This is a genomic window from Enterobacter hormaechei subsp. hoffmannii (genome assembly GCF_001729745.1).
Classification (GTDB): Bacteria; Pseudomonadota; Gammaproteobacteria; order Enterobacterales; family Enterobacteriaceae; genus Enterobacter; species Enterobacter intestinihominis.
In genome coordinates this window covers 1,848,028-1,865,145 of record NZ_CP017186.1, presented here as the reverse complement: position 1 = coordinate 1,865,145, position 17,118 = coordinate 1,848,028, and the positions used below count along the sequence as shown (strand labels likewise).

Genomic DNA, 17,118 nt, shown 5'->3' with positions numbered 1-17,118 from the left:
CCTATACCCCAAAGCTTTCGCCGCAGCCGCATTCGTTCTGGGCTTTCGGGTTATGAAATTTGAATAACTGGTTTAATCCTTCCCGAACGTAGTCGACTTCGGTTCCATCGATAAACGGCATAGCCTGTAGCGCGACGTATAACTTTGCACCGTCGGTTTCAAAGACCAGATCGTCCTTTTTGGGTTCGGTTACGGTATCCAGCACGTAGCCAAATCCCGCGCAGCCCGTCTGCTTAACGCCTAAGCGTACGCCGAGGATGTCGGGATTTTTTGCCACCAGCTCATGAATATGCGCCGCCGCCGCGGGCGTCAGCGTTAAGCCACGCCAGGCAAAATCGGCCGGATTGAAGGTTTCTGAATGCAGTTCCATAGGTCCACCTCATCTGATAAGCCACCAGGGCATAACACCATGTTAGTGATAACGATTATCACTTCAACCCCCTGCGAGCAGGGGCTTTGGGCTAAACCGCCCTTTTTGGCTACTTTCATTAAGCATAGACCCTGTGACGGGATGCGGATGGGAGGGTTAGTTTTGTTCAATACATTGATAAATAATGCATTTCATAAGAAAGGCGGTAAGGTGGCGGGCAATAATAAAAATTGTATTGAAAATACCTATTTTTAAGATAGCTATCTTCCAATAAGAAAGCGGACTCTAAAAGACAAAAAGGCCCTGACGGACCCCTTAACATCAGTGATGGAACGAGACGGCGAAACCCTGTTCACGCCAGTGGTCGAGCTGCTCCTGTTGACGAGGCGTAGGTGCTTTACCGGTCCAGACGAAAATTTTTTGTCCAGGGAAAAGTTCCGGACGTGGAGAATCAATCGGTTCAGCCAGCACGTCGATATGCCAGCCCTTGTAGGCAAGACGGGCCGCTTCCAGCCACAAATGCGTACGGTCATCGCACTCCCATCCAACCAGTAGCGCATCTTTACCTGCTTTTTTTCGTGATTCAACCAGGCTAGTAACGGCAAACTCAATCAGGACACCGTCGAGCAGGCTCGCCATATGACGCACCGTATTCTGATCCTGATTCATTCGCTGACGCACAGGGGTGATGATGTTATCTATCAGAACATCCATCGCATGGTCGCGGCGGAACTCACTGATTTTGGCGCGCAGTTTTGCCGGATTGGCATAGCGCAGAACGGTTAACATCTCTTCCTGAAACGATGCCCAGTTCCCATGCGTCATCACTTCTGTATTTTCAAGAAGCGCTTTTACTTTACCGACCGAAACACCCGTTTTCATCAGGCGTTTGATCTCTTCGATACGCAGGATATCTTCATCGTCAAACTGACGATGACCCCCTTCACTTCGCTGCGGCTTCAACAATCCATAACGGCGCTGCCAGGCACGCAGCGTAACGGGGTTGATACCGCATCGTTCGGCCACTTCGCCGATACTGTAATAGGCCATTAACTCCCTCACGCACAATACTTCCATACCTAACCAAACCAACCTTATCAGATTGTACAAATCATTTGTATAACTAACTCCTCGTTATGAGACAAGTGAATGGCTCAAAGAACCCCTCACTCGTTAATGTATTGTTGTATAAATTTAGCCGTACGTACAGGTCACTATTAAGAGTTACGTACAGGTTTTTATAAATCGTACTTTTTCTCGGGCCAGGCAATCGCCGGAATGCCCCCCAGACGCGGGCTGGCAAAAAGGTGGCCCTGGAACTGAGAAATCCCGGCTGATTCCAGCCACATCCACTCTTCAGCCAGCTCTACACCTACCGCACAGAACAGGATTTCCAGGGACGCACAGCATTTAATGATCGACTGAATGATCGCCTGACGCGGGCCGCTCTTGTGCACGTTGGCAATCAAATCACGGTTGATCTTGATTCTGTCCGGCTGAAACTGGGCCAGCAGTTGCAGACCGGCGAATCCCGCGCCAAAGTGATCGATGGCCACGCTGATCCCGGCGCTTTTAAGCTGTCTGACCGCGCTGGTGAACTCTTCGAAGCGCGAGATGGCCTCGCTCTCGGTGAACTCGACTACAATTTGCTCCGGCACAAAACCGTTCGCCTCAATTGCCGTCAGTAAAAAATCGACGGCGCCAGGAACATTGACCAGCGTCATCGGCAGCAGATTAATGGACAACGTTTGAGTCTGTAGGCCCAGCGCGCTGGCCATCGACAAAGCCACCTGTTTACTCTTCAGATCCGATTCGTACAGCGCCTCACGCGACAGGTGGGCAAAATAGCTTTCCGGGGACTCACCGGACGGCGTGCGGATCAGGGCTTCCCAGGAAACTACCTGCTGCATAAACGGATCGACGATAGGTTGAAACGCGAAACTACAGTCCGCGCCCTTTGCCACTACTGTCGGCTGGGAGGATAACGGCGTATTTTCGGTGACAAACTCCCAGGCGTCAGCCGGAGGCAGCTCAAAGTAGTTGGCTTTTTCAGTGGCCTCAACGAAGGTGCGGAAAAATTGCAGGGCGCGATCGTTATAGGTCAGCTGATAGCGCGTTGTGCCTTTATCGAGTACCTGTTGCAGCACTTCGTCGGTATCGTACTGACGAAGGTCAAAGAGCTCCATACCCACGTTGCCAAAACGTCTTGAAGGCCCGTGATCGCTTAACAATTCGACCACGTTGTGATGCCGTGGGTCACGGCAGATGAGCTCATAGATCTCCTTAACGTTATCAGCGGGCCCTTCAAGTAACTGAAAAAAGTGTGTGCCGTTAAACAGCAAAATCCCCGTCACATCGAACTGGCGATTTCTACAATTTGCAGCAGCGACCATGTCTTCCAGCGCTTTCACTGGAACGTCCTCGCAGATATGACTGCGGTAAATGATGGTTGTGAGCATGCTAATCCTGAAGATTGAGGGGGTGACCACGAAAACACGTGGGGAAAACTCTGTTATAGCACATTAATTGCCCAACAAATAATTTACATCTCAACGATTTACACGGCTTTTTTGCGTCATTTACGGGCTTGTACAACTCTGCGACGCCGCTTCGGATTGTACAATATATCTTGTGAATACCGCAGTAAATCGTATAAGAATAAGCATCTGATAAATAATGATTTTATAAAATATATTATAAAATATTTAAAAAATTGTACATTTTAAATGTACAGATTTGAAAATTATGTATACCTTAAATGTAACGTTACTGATTACGAAAATTTACAGGAGCGAAACATGCAGCAGAACGGACACCTCGCAGACTCGGCAACAGCGATTGCGCAGTATTTCGAAAAAGCCGCGCTTCCAACCCAACAGGAAACATTGGGTCAGGTTGTTGTTGAAATCCTTAGCGATGGGCGGAATCTGAATCGCAAATCGCTCTGCACAAAACTGTTGAGTCGCCTTGAAAGGGCCAATGGTCCGGAAGAGGAACATCATTATCACCTGCTTCTTGGTCTGCTCTTCGAACGTTAATGTTATGAACAGCAGTGATGCGGACCGACTGATCGACCAGCTTATTGGAGAAGCCGCTCTTTCACTTTTGAAGGAGCGCGGTCCCGTGACGACCGAGGGATTGGTTCAGCGTCTGCGTAACATGCAAGCCTGTGAGACGGATCCCCAGCGGCGGGAGACATTAGCGAGGGTGATAGCTGAAATCAGCACAGGCACTGTCGCTTTTAAAGGTCGCAGAACCGCACAAGGACGAATACAGAGAGAGGGATCTCTCAAAAATAATCGAGACAATGTAGTGCCGTTATTTGGAAATGGAAAACCGTCCGATCCCAAAAAGATGCATTGACTACAACTTTACAGCAACGGTGAGAACAAATGAGACAAAATATTCAGCTTCAACCCGAATACCACTCCGCCTTTTTAGATAGCGCGTTGTCGGAGTATTTCCGTCACGCAGGCGATCGCTTTGCTGAAGAGTCTGCCATTTTTTCGACTGCGGTTCGTTGTGTTCTCGCTTCTGAAGGTCATCTGACCAACAAAGCGATCATTCTCTGGCTGATCCAGACGCTGGAAACCACCGACGATGTCGTTAAGGCGGATGTGATCCGCAAGACGCTGGAAATTGTTGTCGGTTATACTATGGACGATCTTTAATTTTCTCTCTTTGTCCCTGATTCCATATCCTGAAGGCTCGCAGAGCGAGCCTCTTATCCGTAATGCTCTAGCCAATAAGCAGCAGACAAGACAAATCGTCGCCGCCGTTGATTTTATCAATCGCGTTATCCAGTCGCGCATCAATGCTTGAGTTATGCATCGTCTTTTCTGAGAAACCTGCGATAGTTTTCATTAGGGTATGCGGATGAATCTCTTCCTGACTCGCCTTCACGCTCAGGAATATTTTCAGATAGAAAAAATCCAGAACAATGCGATAAAACTGACGCAGGATGGTGGCACGCGTATTGCCAGGGAAGTAACTGCTATATAATTTGTATAAAAGGTAGTTCCGTAAAACATGCGGTTCGGATAAACAGCTATCTTCACAAAGCGAATGCCATTGCTGAGTGAGGGCGTCAAATTTTTTATCCAGTTCCAAAGGGTCATGATGCTGATTGAAATCCAGATAGTCCGCAATAGCTCTATGTCCACTTAGAATGATTTCTTCCCTCGCAGAAAAGCGAGCAACAGTAGACCCCATGACAGATAACGCCAGATACTTCATGGCGTTTGAACGACCTATATTAGTTGTCTTTAACAGAGAATGACCATTTCTCAGATCGGCCATCAGCATTTCATAATAGTCTTCTACCTGGTTAAGCTTATTATGCAGATCAAAATCAACATGTTGCAGGCATACAATAAAATGAGCCAACGCCATCAAGTTTTCTTCAACGTTACGTGACGGAGACCGAATGATATTCCAGGCAAACAGGTGGATAACCCGATCGACTTCAGACATAGACTGACGACGACCTATAAGGTTGGTTTTGTATACTGCCCGTAACGATTCCTCCTCCTGGAGGAGCATGGCATCAGGGTCGAAAAGCACTAACCTGGCCACCTCCGGGCATGAAAGCGTCATTGTATGCCGGGTTTCTTCTTCGTAACGCGTTGAACCGCGCGGATAGGTGCTACAGGTATGGGACAGCGCGCTTTCACCTAACTCGCGATGTATCAGGCAAAGTTTATCTTCGTCGATAAATGGACAATTGCCTTCCTCATTTAACTTCACTCTTGAGTAACTGTTTTTCCCCTTCTGCAGTGGAATAAGGTTCTCTTTTGCAAGACGAGAGATTTCCGTATTCGTTGAGGAAATATACTTCCCATGTGTTTTCTTATCGATGGAAATAGTCCATCCACGACAACAGGACATTAAGCACTCCGGCCCAACACACTGAAAATTTCTCACGAAAATCGGCTTGATGGTTTTATGAATTTGCATAGCGAATTAATCTTCATCTAAAGCAAATGAAAATACCATTGTTCTGCCCACATTCGATAGCCACATAACTCAGCAAAAGCGTAGGCTATTCGGAAATTACCCCATCAGGCCTGGTTATTTTCAAGGTAATCGCGAAGCAGGTTCGGACGGCTCTTTTTCTCCATCAGCCTTCTCAATAGTACGATCAGCTCGTAATCGCTTCGCAGATTAAATTTTTGCATCAGCATATATTTATGGGTAAAGACCGTTTTCTGGCTCATCTCCAGCGTCTGAGCGGTCTGCACTACCGACAGCCCTCGGTAAAAATTGACCAGAATACGAATTTGTTGCCGGGATAACCCTTTATGCTGGCAGTCGAAGCAGTTATGTTTAGTCCATGTGTAACCCGGTAATTGCGTCCTGAACCACGCGATAAACAGTACGCCACTGATACGATCAAGCGATGCACGGCGAGGGAGAAAAATAATGTCCTGAAAGCAGGAGGGCAACGCCGAAAAGCGCAGTTCATCGTCGACAAACCCTAGCACAATCCCTTTTTGCCGGGCGAGTAACTCGGGAAAACAGGTCAGTGTTTCACCCTGGCATAATGACAGGACAATAATATCGGCCTGACTGACGTTTTCATGGGTCAGCGCCAGGTTAAATGTGATGGCACGATGAAAGTTATGTTTAAAAAAATCCTCGAAAAATTCATGTAGCCCAGCCTGAAAAAATAGATCGGTTTCCTGAAACAGAATATTTAACATAGCTCATACCAACGTCTTTAAAAAAGGCATATCACCGGCGCTCAGTTGTACTGCATCGTCATCACCACAACTGCACTGATGCTTCCCGGCGTGACGCCACCCGTCACGGATTTAACCGAGGCCTGCATAGCCATTGTCGCGGTTCTGTCGGCACCAATAGTTTGAGTCATGCCAGAGCCTGTTCCTTTAAGCGTACCCGTTTGGGCATCGCGCATGGCTATCGCCACGTGCATGGCCGAACCGCTGTTCATAAAATAGTCCGCGCCCGCCGCGGGATCGGGGCTGCCGGTAAAAGAGACGGTCACACTTTGCGTTCCCGTTGGGCACTGGGTGAACAGCAGACTAAATGGCACCGGATCCGATGTTGAGCCCGGCGTCGCCATATTGGTTGCCTGAATATTGCCCAGATTGACATCGAGGCTGTTACTCCCGCCATTAAATATGCACGGCGACGCAACGATATTTCCCGTCACACCGATGTTGACGCTATCAGCGGTGAAAGCCTTCCCGCTGAGTAAAGCCAGTAACAGCAGTGTCCCGTATATTATTTTCATCTTCGTACCTGCTACTGATAGGTCAAATTAAGGGTGGCGGAGGCATTTGCTGAACCTGACTCCACGCGGTTCAACGTCTGGTAATATCGGGCCGTTAACGGCAATGTCTCTTGCCCGCCGGCAGACTGCCGCAAGAATAGTCGGCTGTTCATCACCAGCGGCACACCGTTATAGATAAGCTGCACCCCAACCCCTTTTGCGGTGCCGGCATTCCCCTGCCCGGTTAAGGCCATCACGCTGGTATTGGCGCTGTCCGGATTCTGTATTCCACTGAGCGAGACCGTAATATTGGTTCCGGCGGCGCAGGTTAAGCCCAGGTTTTGCGTGTTCTGTGCTCCCGCTGGCGTGGTGCCCACCACGGTGCCGAACGCCGAGGCGGGGATATCCCCGATCGGAAACGTCAGCTGTGACGTATTCACCGTGCACGCCATGGCATTAATGGTTCCGGCGGTGAGCTGCGTGGTCAGGCCGTCACGATAGATGCCGTCGCTCCCCTGAAGCGTCACGACGCCGATCGCCCCCGGGGTTAACGCCCCCGATGAGACCGGGCCAGTCACCACCAGCTCAATCCTCCCGCCATACCAGTCGACATAGGAGGTCTGCGCATTGTACGAGAACGTATTGCTCGGGTTTTCAAAATAGGCGTTGGAGGAAAAGCGTATGCCTATCCCGCTGACGTTAGTGTTGTACACATGATTGCCGTAGCTGCTCAACGTGGCGCTGTTGTAGCGCATGCTGAATCCCAGCATCAGCGGATTAGCACATCCAGTAAGATAGGAACCGGTGGCTGTCGCCGCGCCGGAAAAGACCACCGTACCGACAGGCGCATCACGCTGCACGTTAATCGTCCCCACGGACAGGGTTGACAGCTGCGGCGTGATGGTGGTGCACGTACCGGCACGGGCGAGGTTTCCCGCCGCGAGCAAACAGAGAAGCAAAATCACGATAAGCCATTTCATGTTAACGTTCCTGACGGCAGGAGGCGCGCATGTCAGCGATCCCACCGAATGTTGAGTATGTCGGCAGGCTGAAATCAGCGCGGCATTGCTGGCTGGGCTGACTCCCCCATGTTGCGACTAACGTCCCCTCCTCGCGCATACCGGTTAAATAAACCTGGCCGCGATCGCCCACAATAAAACTGCTGCTCTCATCACCGACAAGGGTGACCACCGCCCCAAACGGAACGGCGCGTTCGTTGTCGGTCAAGGTCATCAGTACCCGGCGACCTGACTTCGGCAAATAATCGGCTCTCACCACCGCTCCCCGCGTCGGCGTCACCGTGCGGGTGTTGATCTCCAGTTCGACATCCTCCGGCATATTTTCCGGATCGAGAGTGAGATCGTTTTTTCGGTAGACCGAAAGGTTGCTCACGACCGTATAACCGCGAACATCTGTCCGTACACCGGGCTGATTGCGGATATCCACGCCGTGGGCGCCAGGCGCTTTAATTAAGGCGTTGGTCTCCCCCAGCGGCTGAGAAAGCGTGATGCCATCAGCATGGGCGAGAATGCCGCCTTGTAGCCCGTAATTCAGGCGTTCACTGTTTTTGTCATAACCATACCCCGCCGTGGCTTCGCCATAGGTGCCTCTGTAGTCCGCGTTAACGCTGCCGGTATAGCCCACGCCCTCTGTGCCGTATCCCTGCTGCACGTTCCAGTTCAGGGCTCGGTTTTCGAGAGCCACCCCGTTCAGACCGATGCTGTGTGTCATCCCGTTATTCCTGCTGGCGTTCATGCCATAGTTCGCCCATGTCTGCGGCAAAAATTTATCCAGCGGAATGCTGATGTTGAACGCCAGAAGCTGGTCGTGGTCAGCGTTTTTTTGGTTGTCGTGGGTTTCTGACGCTGAGCGGACATTTTTGCTGTAGGTCCATGTCAGGCCATAGCTGATGTTGTGCCAGTAGTTGCTATAGCCGACGCTCCACGAAGCCATCGACTTACCGTCATTCCAGTAATCTTCCTGCGCCGCACTGAGGGTAAGCGCGCCCAGGTTGTCCCCCAGCGTCTGGCTCATCGTCAGCTCGGCACGGTTACGTCGCCTGTCCTGAAGCGCGCTGCTGTCGCCGTACGAATCGAGGACCTCCTGCATCCCGTAATAGCCGCGGGTCGAGTAGCGATACCCGGCAATCGAAAAGTTCGTCCCGGTATTAATAAAATTCTTGCTGTATCGGGCCCGCCACGACTGACCGCTTGTTTTCGCGGCATGCTCCGGCGTTGACCAGCCCTGGGTGAGGTCTGCGGATATCGCCCCGAAATCGCCCATGTTCTTGCCCACCCCCAGAGCCGCCGACTGGTACTTATCTGCCCCCTGAACGCCTCCATAGAGCGTGAGGCCGTAAGGGAGGCCGTAGATTCCGGTCAGTTGCCCGAAGGGGGTTTTCTCCACGCTACGGTTATACGATCGATACTGCCCGGCGGTAAGGGCATATTTCAGGCGCCCCTCCCGTTGCAGGACCGGCAGCGAAGCGTACGGCAGGGTGAAATGTTGCTCACTGCCATCAGCTTCGACGATCGTGACATCAAGATCGCCCGCGCCGCCGGTGGGATACATATCCGCGATCTCAAACGCGCCCGGCGCCACATAGCTTTGGTAGATTTGATAGCCATTCTGACGCACCACGACCTGCGCGTTAGTTCGCGCAATACCGCGCACCACCGGCGCATAGCCTTTCAGGGAATCCGGTATCATATCGTCGTCGGACGCCAGCTGGACGCCGCGAAAAGGCATGCTGTCAAAGACATCGGCAGGGGCGGAACTGTCTCCGAGCGTAAGCTGGGCTTGCAGGGGAATAATCGCGCGCTGCATCAAGGTATAGACATTGTCCCACTTATCCTGGCCGGACGCATCGCGGGACCAGGTGGTGTAGTTGCGTAACCGCCAGGGACCGACGTTGATCCCCGGTCGCAGGTTTGCATACTGACTGTCGCTGCGGGTGCCTGCCCCGCTTCTTGCCCGGCTGTTCGCGCCGCTCAGGCTGTAGTTGAGCATAGCCGCGGTAATGCCTTCATCCCACATCTCCGGCGGAACGTAACCTCTCGCTGGCAGATCTATGGCCGCCTGTGGGATGCTGATTGCCAGACGCTGGGCGCCAAACTGGAAGTCCGCGCTGGCCTGTGGAATCGCCTTGAGATCGGCGCATTCTCCTTGCCCGGCGTCGAGCTGCGGGAAAAGCGCCGTTTTCACGCCCCACGCTTTTAACTGCCTGATACTCAGGCACGGCTGCAACGTTTCACTGCCGTTAGCATCCTTCACTGCCATGAAACGAATATCCCGCGTTTCCAGCAGCCGCTCGTCAAGAATAATATCCACGTGGTACGTCCCGGGCGCCTGCGAGCCGGATTCAAAGGCAGATAAATCCGCTTTTCCCATTCCGGGATTATCCAGTTCTACCAGTTCCGTATTAAACGTCTCACTGGCCCACAGTGTGGGAGAGAAACCCGCAAGCGCGAGGGCAATGAATATTGCCAGGCGCGCAGGCTGCACTGTATTAAATGCCGTTGTCATGACGAGCACCCGATTAATGCAAAGGGATCACAAACTGGCCCGGTGTAATTCGCCAGGATTGCCATAATCGTTAATGACTTTAAACGTCAGCGTATTGCCATTGGTCCCATTCGGTAACGGGAAACGAACTGAGCCTGAAGGCATTACGTACGTGACATCGTCAAGTTTTTTACCCCCGACTGTTATTTCATTGAAATTGATAACGTACGGCGTAGGGTTATTTACCTGCAGAGCATTTCCCGCACGATGCCAGGTTAATTTGTTGGTTTGTTCCTCAGGGGTAGACGCACGAAGGCTCTCTGGCCGATAAATAAGTTTAATCCGCGTTTTGACGGCAATTTGCAGCGAGTTCATCTGCTTTGAGGCTGATGGAATAGCTTTAATGTTCAGCCAGAATAAACTCTCCTGCCCCTGAGGCAGCGAGCCTGTCATGACAATACGCTCAAGGTTTTTTTGCCCGCCATCCAGCCGATACAGCGGAGGCGTAATAATAAAAGGCGCTTTACCGGATTGCCCATCCTGAACATCAATCCACGACTGGATTAAATAAGGAACGTCATCAGGATTGGTGATACTTATTGACGCTTCTTTTTTTGCCCCATCGAAAATAATGCGGGTGCCGCCAATAACTACTCCAGCACTGGCGGATGTTAACGTCAGCGATAACAGCGCCATCGCCAGGCCAGTTGTCGTTATAAAACGCATTTCAATACCTCATAAAACAAGGGGCCGGGAAGCCCCCTGCTAATTACTGCCAATGACTTAGTTGTAAACCACTGAGAAGTTCGCGACCGAGTTAGCCGGGCCCGCGGTCGCGGACGCTGCGGTGGAGATATACTGCGCGTAGAAGTTCAGTGTATTATCAGCCGTACTGCTGAGCGCGTAGGTATAGCTGTTGCTGCCGTACAGCGGCAGATCGGCTTTATCTGCAGTCATCAGGTTAATCGCTACCCCTGTGGCCGCCCCCGCCACGGACGTATCAATCGCCAGCAGGCTGGCGTTGGTTAAATCCGGCGTACCGTCAAAACGGACTTTTGCATTAGTGACCGTCACAGGACAGTTTTTCAAAATAATATTAAACTGCGTCGCAGCCGTTCTGGCTCCCGCCGTCGGGAATTCCGTTTTATAATAATCGCCCAATACCACCACCTGGTTCTGAGATGCCACATCTACGTCGCAGGCAGAATCCAGAATATTTCCGTTAAAATTAACGGTACCTGCCGCTGCAAATGCATTGGTCATGGTGAGTACAGAACCTGCCGCTAACATTGCCATCATCAATTTTTTATTCATAATTCTCTTTCCTGTATTACTTTATTTATTACCGATATTCAGTTGCAGAAATAAAACCCCTTTCGACGAATCAAAATTTATACAACTCTTTTTCTACGCACAATCGATTTTAGGGTCTAGCTGTAGACTCTCTTTTAACAAAAACAAAACAAATTACTTTGGAAATATCTTAACAATAAAGTCCCCGGTCTACTTTTAGACCTAAGTCAAAAATGTTTCAAATTCAACTAATTAACACTAATTAATAGGCAAGTCTATAATTAGACTCGACGAAAATATTCCCTGACTAACTGTTTTTTAAGATAATTCTTTATGTCGATCAAAAAATGATCGCATCAGTGTATGAGGCCTCTTATGAACATCCGTATTGCGCCCGTTTCAGGCAATGAAATAACAACAGTGCTTGGCGCTAAGCCTCTTAAGCACATTGAAAAAATAATCGATAATGTTTTGCCGCATACGGAAAGATGCATCATGGCTAAAGGTGAAGTCATCCATTATTATTCCGGTGATATCCGCCAGTGCTTTTTACTGTTACATGGCAGCGTGGCATTGCATCGCCGAGGTGACGGTATCGTCTTAAATTCCGAATCCGCACCTTTTATACTCGGCGTGAGCAGCCAGTTTTCTTCTGAGCACCTCTACGTCAGAGCGCTGGAAACTTCAGAGGTGGCTAGCGTTACACTGGAGCGTTTTAATCACGTAGTCGCACAACAGAATTTATGGGAGTCCTTCTCGAACCTGCTGATCTATACCGCATCGCGCGTTTACGAACATTGTGCCCAGATATCGCAGATGTCGGCTTACGACATTATCCGCTTTCAGCTGGTAGAACTGATGCAGGAGCCGGAAGCCATAAGACAGAGCATTACCGCCGCAGCCTATATCAAAAGCCGCACCTATCTTTCACGCAGCGGCATTATGCGGATCCTGGCGGAGTTGCGGACGGGGAAATACATCACTATGGAGCGCGGCGTGCTAATCGAGATCCATCACTTACCCCGCAAGTACTGAGGTTGTTTTTATCTCTGGAGAAGGTGGAAAATAAGAGCGACACTATAGAAAGTACAGTCTCTTTCCAGGTTAACGCTATGTCTTCTGACAAACCATCGCATCGCGGCTCTCCCTATGCCCAGGAACTGATTTCCCACTTACAGCCGCACTGCACCACGCATAAAACCGATCCCGGTGAGCAACTTGATCTCCAGGTTAACGGGCAGAGTATGTGTTATTTAATTCTCGAGGGCACAATCGCGATATACAGAAGAAGCGACGACATGATGCTTACCACCGCGCGCAGTCCCGCCCTGTTTGGCCTCGCTAATCTGACGGACATATATTTTAACGATTATCTCAAAACGGTGACGCCATGCCTGATCGGCGTGCTAGCAACCGATCGGGTGGCAGAAGTTATCAAAGAGAAGGCGTTATGGGGGCTGCTTTCTAATCATCTGATGTTTGTCTATAACCGCCTTTATCACAACGTCATGCCGAAAGGTGCGCCAACGGCTTACGAGATGATTCGTCAGCAGCTCATGATGCTGATGCAGGAAGATGACAACTACCGACGCAGCGTGACGGCGGAAAGGTACATCCGGGATAAAACCCGGCTTTCCCGCAGCGGCGTAATGCGGATCCTGGCTGACCTGAAAACGGGCGGGTTCATCGAAATGGAAGAAGGCCGGCTCATTAAAATTAACAAACTGCCTGCCAAATACTGAGTTTCAGACACAAAAAAGGCCGCGCGGGCGGCCTTTTCTTCACTGCTCAATGGACGTGAACGCCCAACCGCCAGGCAAAGTAGATCTCTTCTTTCAGCTCGTTTGAAGAGAGCGCCAGCAAATCCGTAAATTCCAGCTCAAGCTGTTTCAGCTTTTTCAGGTACTGCGCCGGAGACAGATTGCTTTTATCGCGACGTAAATATTCAATTGCCAGCTGTGTTGGGGTTATTTCAGTATCCATGATGTCCTCGCTTATGTTCAAAACGTGACCAGTATATCACAATCAGGCGGCTAATTTTTGACCAAAAGCAAGACATTCGGAAACTTTACACAACGGCCGTCGTCAGTCTGGATGAACAACACAGGCGATCCTGCTCGTCCAGAATATCAATCTGCCACACCTGATGACGACTTCCGGCGTGCAGTGCGCGGCAAACACCGCGCACGCGCCCGCTGCGAACGGAGCGGATGTGGTTGGCATTGACCTCCAGCCCGACCACCTTCTGCTCCCCTTCCGTACACAGGTAACCTGCGACCGACCCCAGCGTTTCGGCCAGCACGACGGACGCGCCGCCGTGCAGCAGGCCAAACGGTTGATGAGTACGACTGTCTACTGGCATCGTCGCTTCAAGTTCATTATCGCCAATGCGCGTAAACTGGATATCCAGCAAACCGACCATGTTTTCCGCACCCATGGCATTTAAGGCCTGCAGAGTGACCGCACGTTTCCAGATCATCCGATAATCTCCAGTAAAGCCTGCAAGGGATGGCGAACGCCGTTACCTTCCACCCGTTTCACCTGGCTGCGGCAGGAGTAGCCCGTCGCCAGACAGCGGTTACGCGGCAGGCGCTGCATTGCCTGGTGCCACGACAGCTCGTAAATGCCGAGCGAGTTAGCGTGGTTTTTGACTTCATGACCGTAGGTTCCGGCCATACCGCAGCAGCCCACGCTGACGCTTTCCAGCTTCGCGCCAAAGCGCGCGAAGATAGAAGCCCATTGGGCAGGCGCCGTCGGCAGCGCGGTCACTTCGGTACAGTGCCCAAACAGGTACCAGGATTCTCCGCTGACCTCCTGAGGGGCCGTTTGCTTCAGCACCGCAGGCAGCCACTCATGCACCAGTAAGACCTGAAAATCACCACGCTTATCGCCGAGCGTCTGCTTATATTCATCCCGGTAACAGAGCACCAGCGCCGGATCGACGCCCACCATTGGCATATCGAGCTGCGCCACGCGATTCAGGAAATCTGAAGTTTTCTGCGCGGTTTTCGCGAAGCGGGTCAGGAAACCTTTAATGTGCTGCGCCTTGCCGTTCGGCGAGAACGGCAGTACCACCGGCTGGTAGCCAATTTTCTCTGCCAGACGGACAAAATCAGCCACCACCTGCGCATCGTAATAGCTGGTAAACGGATCCTGCACCACCAGCACCACCTTCGCTTTCTGCTCAGGGCTTAATGCTTCCAGTTGTTCCAGGGTCATGTTCGCCGAGCGGTGCCCCACCAGCCGACGCTGGAGCGATGGCACCGACAGCAGCGGCAGATCCACCATGCCGATATGTTTTTCAGACAGTTTGCGCACCAGCGGCTGATTGATAAAGAAGTTAAAGGTTTTTGGCGCACGAGCCATTAGCGGCGCGTAACTCTCCACCGTTGCCACCAGATGATCGCGCATCGGGCGCAGATAACGCGTGTGGTACAGCTGGAGGAAGCGGGAACGGAATTCCGGCACGTCAATTTTAATCGGGCACTGGGTTGAACACGCCTTGCACGCCAGGCAGCCGGACATCGCCTCTTTCACCTCATGCGAGAAATCGTATTCGCCTTTATTCGCATGCCAGCTGTTGCGGGTCCGTTCGATGAGCCCGCGCAGGCTGGCGCGTTTTTCCGGCAGCTCCTGTTCCAGCTTGAGCGGGTCAATGCCGCGGTCGGCCAGCAGGCGCAGCCATTCGCGCACCAGCGTCGCACGTCCTTTTGGGGAGTGGATGCGGTTGCTGGTGATTTTCATCGACGGACACATCGGGCTTTTCACATCGAAGTTGAAGCACAGCCCGTTGCCGTTGCACTCCATCGCGCCGCGCCAGGAAGCGCGAACCGCAATCGGAATTTGTCGGTCATAGGTGCCGCGCTTGACGGCGTCTACCTGCAACATCAGCGCATCAACGCCCTCTGGCGGGCAGATTTTACCCGGGTTAAGACGGTTATCAGGATCAAAAGCGGCTTTCACCTTACGCAGCTCGGCGTAGAGTTGTTCACCAAAAAACGCCGGGCTGTACTCGGCGCGGAATCCTTTGCCATGCTCTCCCCATAACAAACCGCCATATTTGGCCGTAAGGGCCACGACCTCGTCGGAGATCTCCTTCATCAGGATCTCCTGCTGCGGATCACACATGTCCAGCGCCGGGCGCACGTGTAGCACACCCGCGTCAACGTGCCCGAACATTCCATAGCTCAGACCATGGCTGTCGAGCAGCGCACGAAACTCCACAATATAATCCGCCAGATGCTCCGGCGGCACGCAGGTATCTTCCGCAAATGGAATCGGCTTCGCCGCCCCTTTCGCGTTACCGAGCAGCCCCACCGCCTTTTTACGCATCGCGTAGATTCGCTCGATGCCGGAGAGGTCGTTACACAGCTGCCAGCCAATGACGCCGCCCTCACCCAGTGCAATCAACTCGTCCAGACGCTGGCAGAGCGTGCTCACCTGGCTCTCAATCAGCTCTGCGTCATCCCCGGCGAACTCGACGATGTTCAGACCGAGCATCTCTTTATCCGGCACGTCGGTAATTAGTTCGCTCACCGAATGCCAGACAATATCTTCCCGGGCCAGGTTCAGTACTTTTGAATCAACGGTTTCCACCGACAGCGCCCGCGCCTCCACCATAAACGGGGCATTACGCAGCGCGGAGTCAAAGGAGTTGTATTTGACGTTCACCAGACGGCGCACCTTCGGCAGCGGGGTGATATCCAGACGCGCTTCGGTGATAAAGGCCAGCGTACCTTCTGACCCGGTCAGTACGCGGGTAAGATCGAACTGGCTCAGATCGTCATTAAAGACATGGCGCAGATCGTAGCCCGTCAGGAAGCGATTGAGCTTCGGGAATTTGTCGAGGATCAGTTCGCGATTTTCGCGGCAGCGCTCCAGCACGGTGCGATAAATCCGTCCGCTGGTGGTGCTCTCTTTTGCCAGCGTTTCAGCCAGTTCGACCGGCAACGGCTGGGTATCGAGAATATCGCCCCCCAGCAGCACCGCCCGCACACCCATGACGTGATCGGAGGTTTTGCCGTAGACCAGCGAGCCCTGCCCTGAGGCATCGGTGTTGATCATCCCGCCAAGGGTTGCGCGGTTACTGGTGGAAAGCTCGGGCGCAAAAAAATAGCCATACGGTTTTAAAAACTGATTCAGCTGATCTTTGATTACCCCCGCTTCCACACGCACCCACCCCTCTTCCGGGTTGATCTCAATGATGCGATTCATATAGCGGGACATATCAACGATGATGCCCTGGTTCAGCGCCTGCCCATTGGTGCCCGTCCCGCCGCCGCGCGGGGTAAAGACCAGGGAGCTGAAACGCTCCTGCGACGCCAGACGGGCGATGAGGGCCACATCGGCGGTAGAGCGCGGGAAAACGACGGCATCGGGAAGAAGCTGGTAAATACTGTTATCGGTTGCCATCGTCAGCCTGTCGGCATAATCGGTGGCGGTATCACCTGTAAAACCCTGTTGCTCCAGTGCCTGCAAAAAATTAAGCACCAGTTGAACGACGCCCGGTGCCTGAGAAATCTGTGGGATCATTGCTGTCGACCCTAATGAGAATAGTGTGAAATCGTTTGCGTTGTGTCTGGAAAGTTTTATCACATTTTTTTCTTATGTGCTTCGTAGAATTACGGGCAAAATCCGCCTGTCAAAAATTGCTGAAATCACTAATGATTAGAGAGATGCGGTTTATATTCCCATCAGCCTTGCTGGTGTTCATTTA

18 protein-coding genes are annotated in these 17,118 nt (G+C 51.9%); 5 read left to right on the top strand and 13 right to left on the bottom strand.

All coding sequences use genetic code 11. The features are described from left to right. Position 1: 1 nt before the first annotated feature. From sufA to BFV65_RS08775, 3 genes are all read right to left on the bottom strand, one after another. Positions 2 to 370, bottom strand: a complete 369-nt coding sequence (sufA, locus tag BFV65_RS08785) for a Fe-S cluster assembly scaffold SufA (protein ID WP_022647873.1) — start codon at positions 368 to 370, stop codon at positions 2 to 4. 321 nt (positions 371 to 691) lie between these two features. Further along, positions 692 to 1,420: a MerR family transcriptional regulator gene (locus BFV65_RS08780; protein WP_023299929.1), complete on the bottom strand. Its 729-nt coding sequence runs from the start codon at positions 1,418 to 1,420 to the stop codon at positions 692 to 694. A 188-nt stretch (positions 1,421 to 1,608) separates the two neighbouring features. Next, on the bottom strand, positions 1,609 to 2,829 hold the full coding sequence (locus BFV65_RS08775; RefSeq protein ID WP_069596478.1) for a diguanylate phosphodiesterase: 1,221 nt from the start codon (positions 2,827 to 2,829) through the stop codon (positions 1,609 to 1,611). Positions 2,830 to 3,168: 339 nt separating this feature from the next. Here BFV65_RS08775 and ycgZ point away from each other — a divergent pair, with 339 nt between their 5' ends. Genes ycgZ through BFV65_RS08760 form a run of 3 tightly spaced genes read left to right on the top strand, consistent with a single transcriptional unit; the run spans position 3,169 to position 4,041 of the window. Then, entirely contained in the window at positions 3,169 to 3,408 is a 240-nt protein-coding gene (gene ycgZ / locus BFV65_RS08770; protein WP_069596477.1) for a regulatory protein YcgZ, read from the top strand. 4 nt (positions 3,409 to 3,412) lie between these two features. Then, complete coding sequence (locus BFV65_RS23360; protein ID WP_032622175.1) at positions 3,413 to 3,733, top strand: hypothetical protein; 321 nt, start codon at positions 3,413 to 3,415, stop codon at positions 3,731 to 3,733. A 29-nt stretch (positions 3,734 to 3,762) separates the two neighbouring features. Then, a complete protein-coding gene (locus BFV65_RS08760; protein ID WP_022647868.1) occupies positions 3,763 to 4,041 on the top strand; it encodes a biofilm/acid-resistance regulator YmgB/AriR in 279 nt (92 codons plus the stop codon). 67 nt (positions 4,042 to 4,108) lie between these two features. On the opposite strand, the gene fliB is transcribed toward BFV65_RS08760, so the two are convergent. The 7 genes from fliB to BFV65_RS08725 form a co-directional block, all read right to left on the bottom strand. After that, positions 4,109 to 5,326: a flagellin lysine-N-methylase gene (gene fliB, locus BFV65_RS08755; protein ID WP_069596476.1), complete on the bottom strand. Its 1,218-nt coding sequence runs from the start codon at positions 5,324 to 5,326 to the stop codon at positions 4,109 to 4,111. A 104-nt stretch (positions 5,327 to 5,430) separates the two neighbouring features. Next, positions 5,431 to 6,072, bottom strand: coding sequence for a helix-turn-helix transcriptional regulator (locus tag BFV65_RS08750; protein WP_069596475.1), 642 nt, complete (start codon positions 6,070 to 6,072; stop codon positions 5,431 to 5,433). A 41-nt stretch (positions 6,073 to 6,113) separates the two neighbouring features. Then, the gene (locus tag BFV65_RS08745; RefSeq protein ID WP_069596474.1) at positions 6,114 to 6,626 is read right to left on the bottom strand and encodes a fimbrial protein; all 513 of its coding nucleotides are present in this window, start codon (positions 6,624 to 6,626) and stop codon (positions 6,114 to 6,116) included. A gap of 11 nt (positions 6,627 to 6,637) precedes the next feature. Then, positions 6,638 to 7,585 carry a fimbrial protein gene (locus BFV65_RS08740; protein ID WP_032676314.1) on the bottom strand — a complete coding sequence of 316 codons (948 nt, stop codon included), beginning with the start codon at positions 7,583 to 7,585 and terminating at the stop codon, positions 6,638 to 6,640. Position 7,586: 1 nt separating this feature from the next. Continuing rightward, positions 7,587 to 10,130 (bottom strand): fimbria/pilus outer membrane usher protein, encoded by a 2,544-nt coding sequence (locus tag BFV65_RS08735; RefSeq protein WP_069596473.1) that lies wholly within the window; start codon positions 10,128 to 10,130, stop codon positions 7,587 to 7,589. A gap of 27 nt (positions 10,131 to 10,157) precedes the next feature. Continuing rightward, positions 10,158 to 10,835, bottom strand: a complete 678-nt coding sequence (locus BFV65_RS08730; RefSeq protein WP_022647862.1) for a fimbrial biogenesis chaperone — start codon at positions 10,833 to 10,835, stop codon at positions 10,158 to 10,160. Between the two features lie 57 nt (positions 10,836 to 10,892). Further along, positions 10,893 to 11,423, bottom strand: a complete 531-nt coding sequence (locus tag BFV65_RS08725; protein WP_069596472.1) for a fimbrial protein — start codon at positions 11,421 to 11,423, stop codon at positions 10,893 to 10,895. 354 nt (positions 11,424 to 11,777) lie between these two features. On the opposite strand from BFV65_RS08725, the gene BFV65_RS08720 reads away from it, so the two are divergent. Both BFV65_RS08720 and BFV65_RS08715 read left to right on the top strand, forming a co-directional pair. Next, positions 11,778 to 12,437 carry a winged helix-turn-helix transcriptional regulator gene (locus BFV65_RS08720; RefSeq protein ID WP_069596471.1) on the top strand — a complete coding sequence of 220 codons (660 nt, stop codon included), beginning with the start codon at positions 11,778 to 11,780 and terminating at the stop codon, positions 12,435 to 12,437. 77 nt (positions 12,438 to 12,514) lie between these two features. Then, entirely contained in the window at positions 12,515 to 13,144 is a 630-nt protein-coding gene (locus BFV65_RS08715) for a helix-turn-helix domain-containing protein (RefSeq protein WP_038415908.1), read from the top strand. 46 nt (positions 13,145 to 13,190) lie between these two features. Here the strand turns inward: BFV65_RS08715 and BFV65_RS08710 are convergent, their stop codons facing one another. The 3 genes from BFV65_RS08710 to ydiJ form a co-directional block, all read right to left on the bottom strand. Then, positions 13,191 to 13,385 (bottom strand): YdiH family protein, encoded by a 195-nt coding sequence (locus BFV65_RS08710; protein ID WP_003857766.1) that lies wholly within the window; start codon positions 13,383 to 13,385, stop codon positions 13,191 to 13,193. Positions 13,386 to 13,470: 85 nt separating this feature from the next. Further along, positions 13,471 to 13,881 (bottom strand): 1,4-dihydroxy-2-naphthoyl-CoA hydrolase, encoded by a 411-nt coding sequence (gene menI, locus BFV65_RS08705; protein ID WP_023305978.1) that lies wholly within the window; start codon positions 13,879 to 13,881, stop codon positions 13,471 to 13,473. Further along, positions 13,878 to 16,934, bottom strand: coding sequence for a D-2-hydroxyglutarate dehydrogenase YdiJ (gene ydiJ, locus BFV65_RS08700; protein WP_069596470.1), 3,057 nt, complete (start codon positions 16,932 to 16,934; stop codon positions 13,878 to 13,880). Before ydiJ ends, menI begins: the two co-directional genes overlap by 4 nt. Positions 16,935 to 17,118 lie beyond the last annotated feature (184 nt).

Excerpts from the sequence above, each read along its gene's own strand:
- sufA (WP_022647873.1), bottom strand. The coding sequence starts at position 370 with ATGGAACTGCATTCAGAAACCTTCAATCCGGCCGATTTTGCCTGGCGT.
- BFV65_RS08780 (WP_023299929.1), bottom strand. The coding sequence starts at position 1,420 with ATGGCCTATTACAGTATCGGCGAAGTGGCCGAACGATGCGGTATCAAC.
- BFV65_RS08775 (WP_069596478.1), bottom strand. The coding sequence starts at position 2,829 with ATGCTCACAACCATCATTTACCGCAGTCATATCTGCGAGGACGTTCCA.
- ycgZ (WP_069596477.1), top strand. The coding sequence starts at position 3,169 with ATGCAGCAGAACGGACACCTCGCAGACTCGGCAACAGCGATTGCGCAG.
- BFV65_RS23360 (WP_032622175.1), top strand. The coding sequence starts at position 3,413 with ATGAACAGCAGTGATGCGGACCGACTGATCGACCAGCTTATTGGAGAA.
- BFV65_RS08760 (WP_022647868.1), top strand. The coding sequence starts at position 3,763 with ATGAGACAAAATATTCAGCTTCAACCCGAATACCACTCCGCCTTTTTA.
- fliB (WP_069596476.1), bottom strand. The coding sequence starts at position 5,326 with ATGCAAATTCATAAAACCATCAAGCCGATTTTCGTGAGAAATTTTCAG.
- BFV65_RS08750 (WP_069596475.1), bottom strand. The coding sequence starts at position 6,072 with ATGTTAAATATTCTGTTTCAGGAAACCGATCTATTTTTTCAGGCTGGG.
- BFV65_RS08745 (WP_069596474.1), bottom strand. The coding sequence starts at position 6,626 with ATGAAAATAATATACGGGACACTGCTGTTACTGGCTTTACTCAGCGGG.
- BFV65_RS08740 (WP_032676314.1), bottom strand. The coding sequence starts at position 7,585 with ATGAAATGGCTTATCGTGATTTTGCTTCTCTGTTTGCTCGCGGCGGGA.
- BFV65_RS08735 (WP_069596473.1), bottom strand. The coding sequence starts at position 10,130 with ATGACAACGGCATTTAATACAGTGCAGCCTGCGCGCCTGGCAATATTC.
- BFV65_RS08730 (WP_022647862.1), bottom strand. The coding sequence starts at position 10,835 with ATGCGTTTTATAACGACAACTGGCCTGGCGATGGCGCTGTTATCGCTG.
- BFV65_RS08725 (WP_069596472.1), bottom strand. The coding sequence starts at position 11,423 with ATGAATAAAAAATTGATGATGGCAATGTTAGCGGCAGGTTCTGTACTC.
- BFV65_RS08720 (WP_069596471.1), top strand. The coding sequence starts at position 11,778 with ATGAACATCCGTATTGCGCCCGTTTCAGGCAATGAAATAACAACAGTG.
- BFV65_RS08715 (WP_038415908.1), top strand. The coding sequence starts at position 12,515 with ATGTCTTCTGACAAACCATCGCATCGCGGCTCTCCCTATGCCCAGGAA.
- BFV65_RS08710 (WP_003857766.1), bottom strand. The coding sequence starts at position 13,385 with ATGGATACTGAAATAACCCCAACACAGCTGGCAATTGAATATTTACGT.
- menI (WP_023305978.1), bottom strand. The coding sequence starts at position 13,881 with ATGATCTGGAAACGTGCGGTCACTCTGCAGGCCTTAAATGCCATGGGT.
- ydiJ (WP_069596470.1), bottom strand. The coding sequence starts at position 16,934 with ATGATCCCACAGATTTCTCAGGCACCGGGCGTCGTTCAACTGGTGCTT.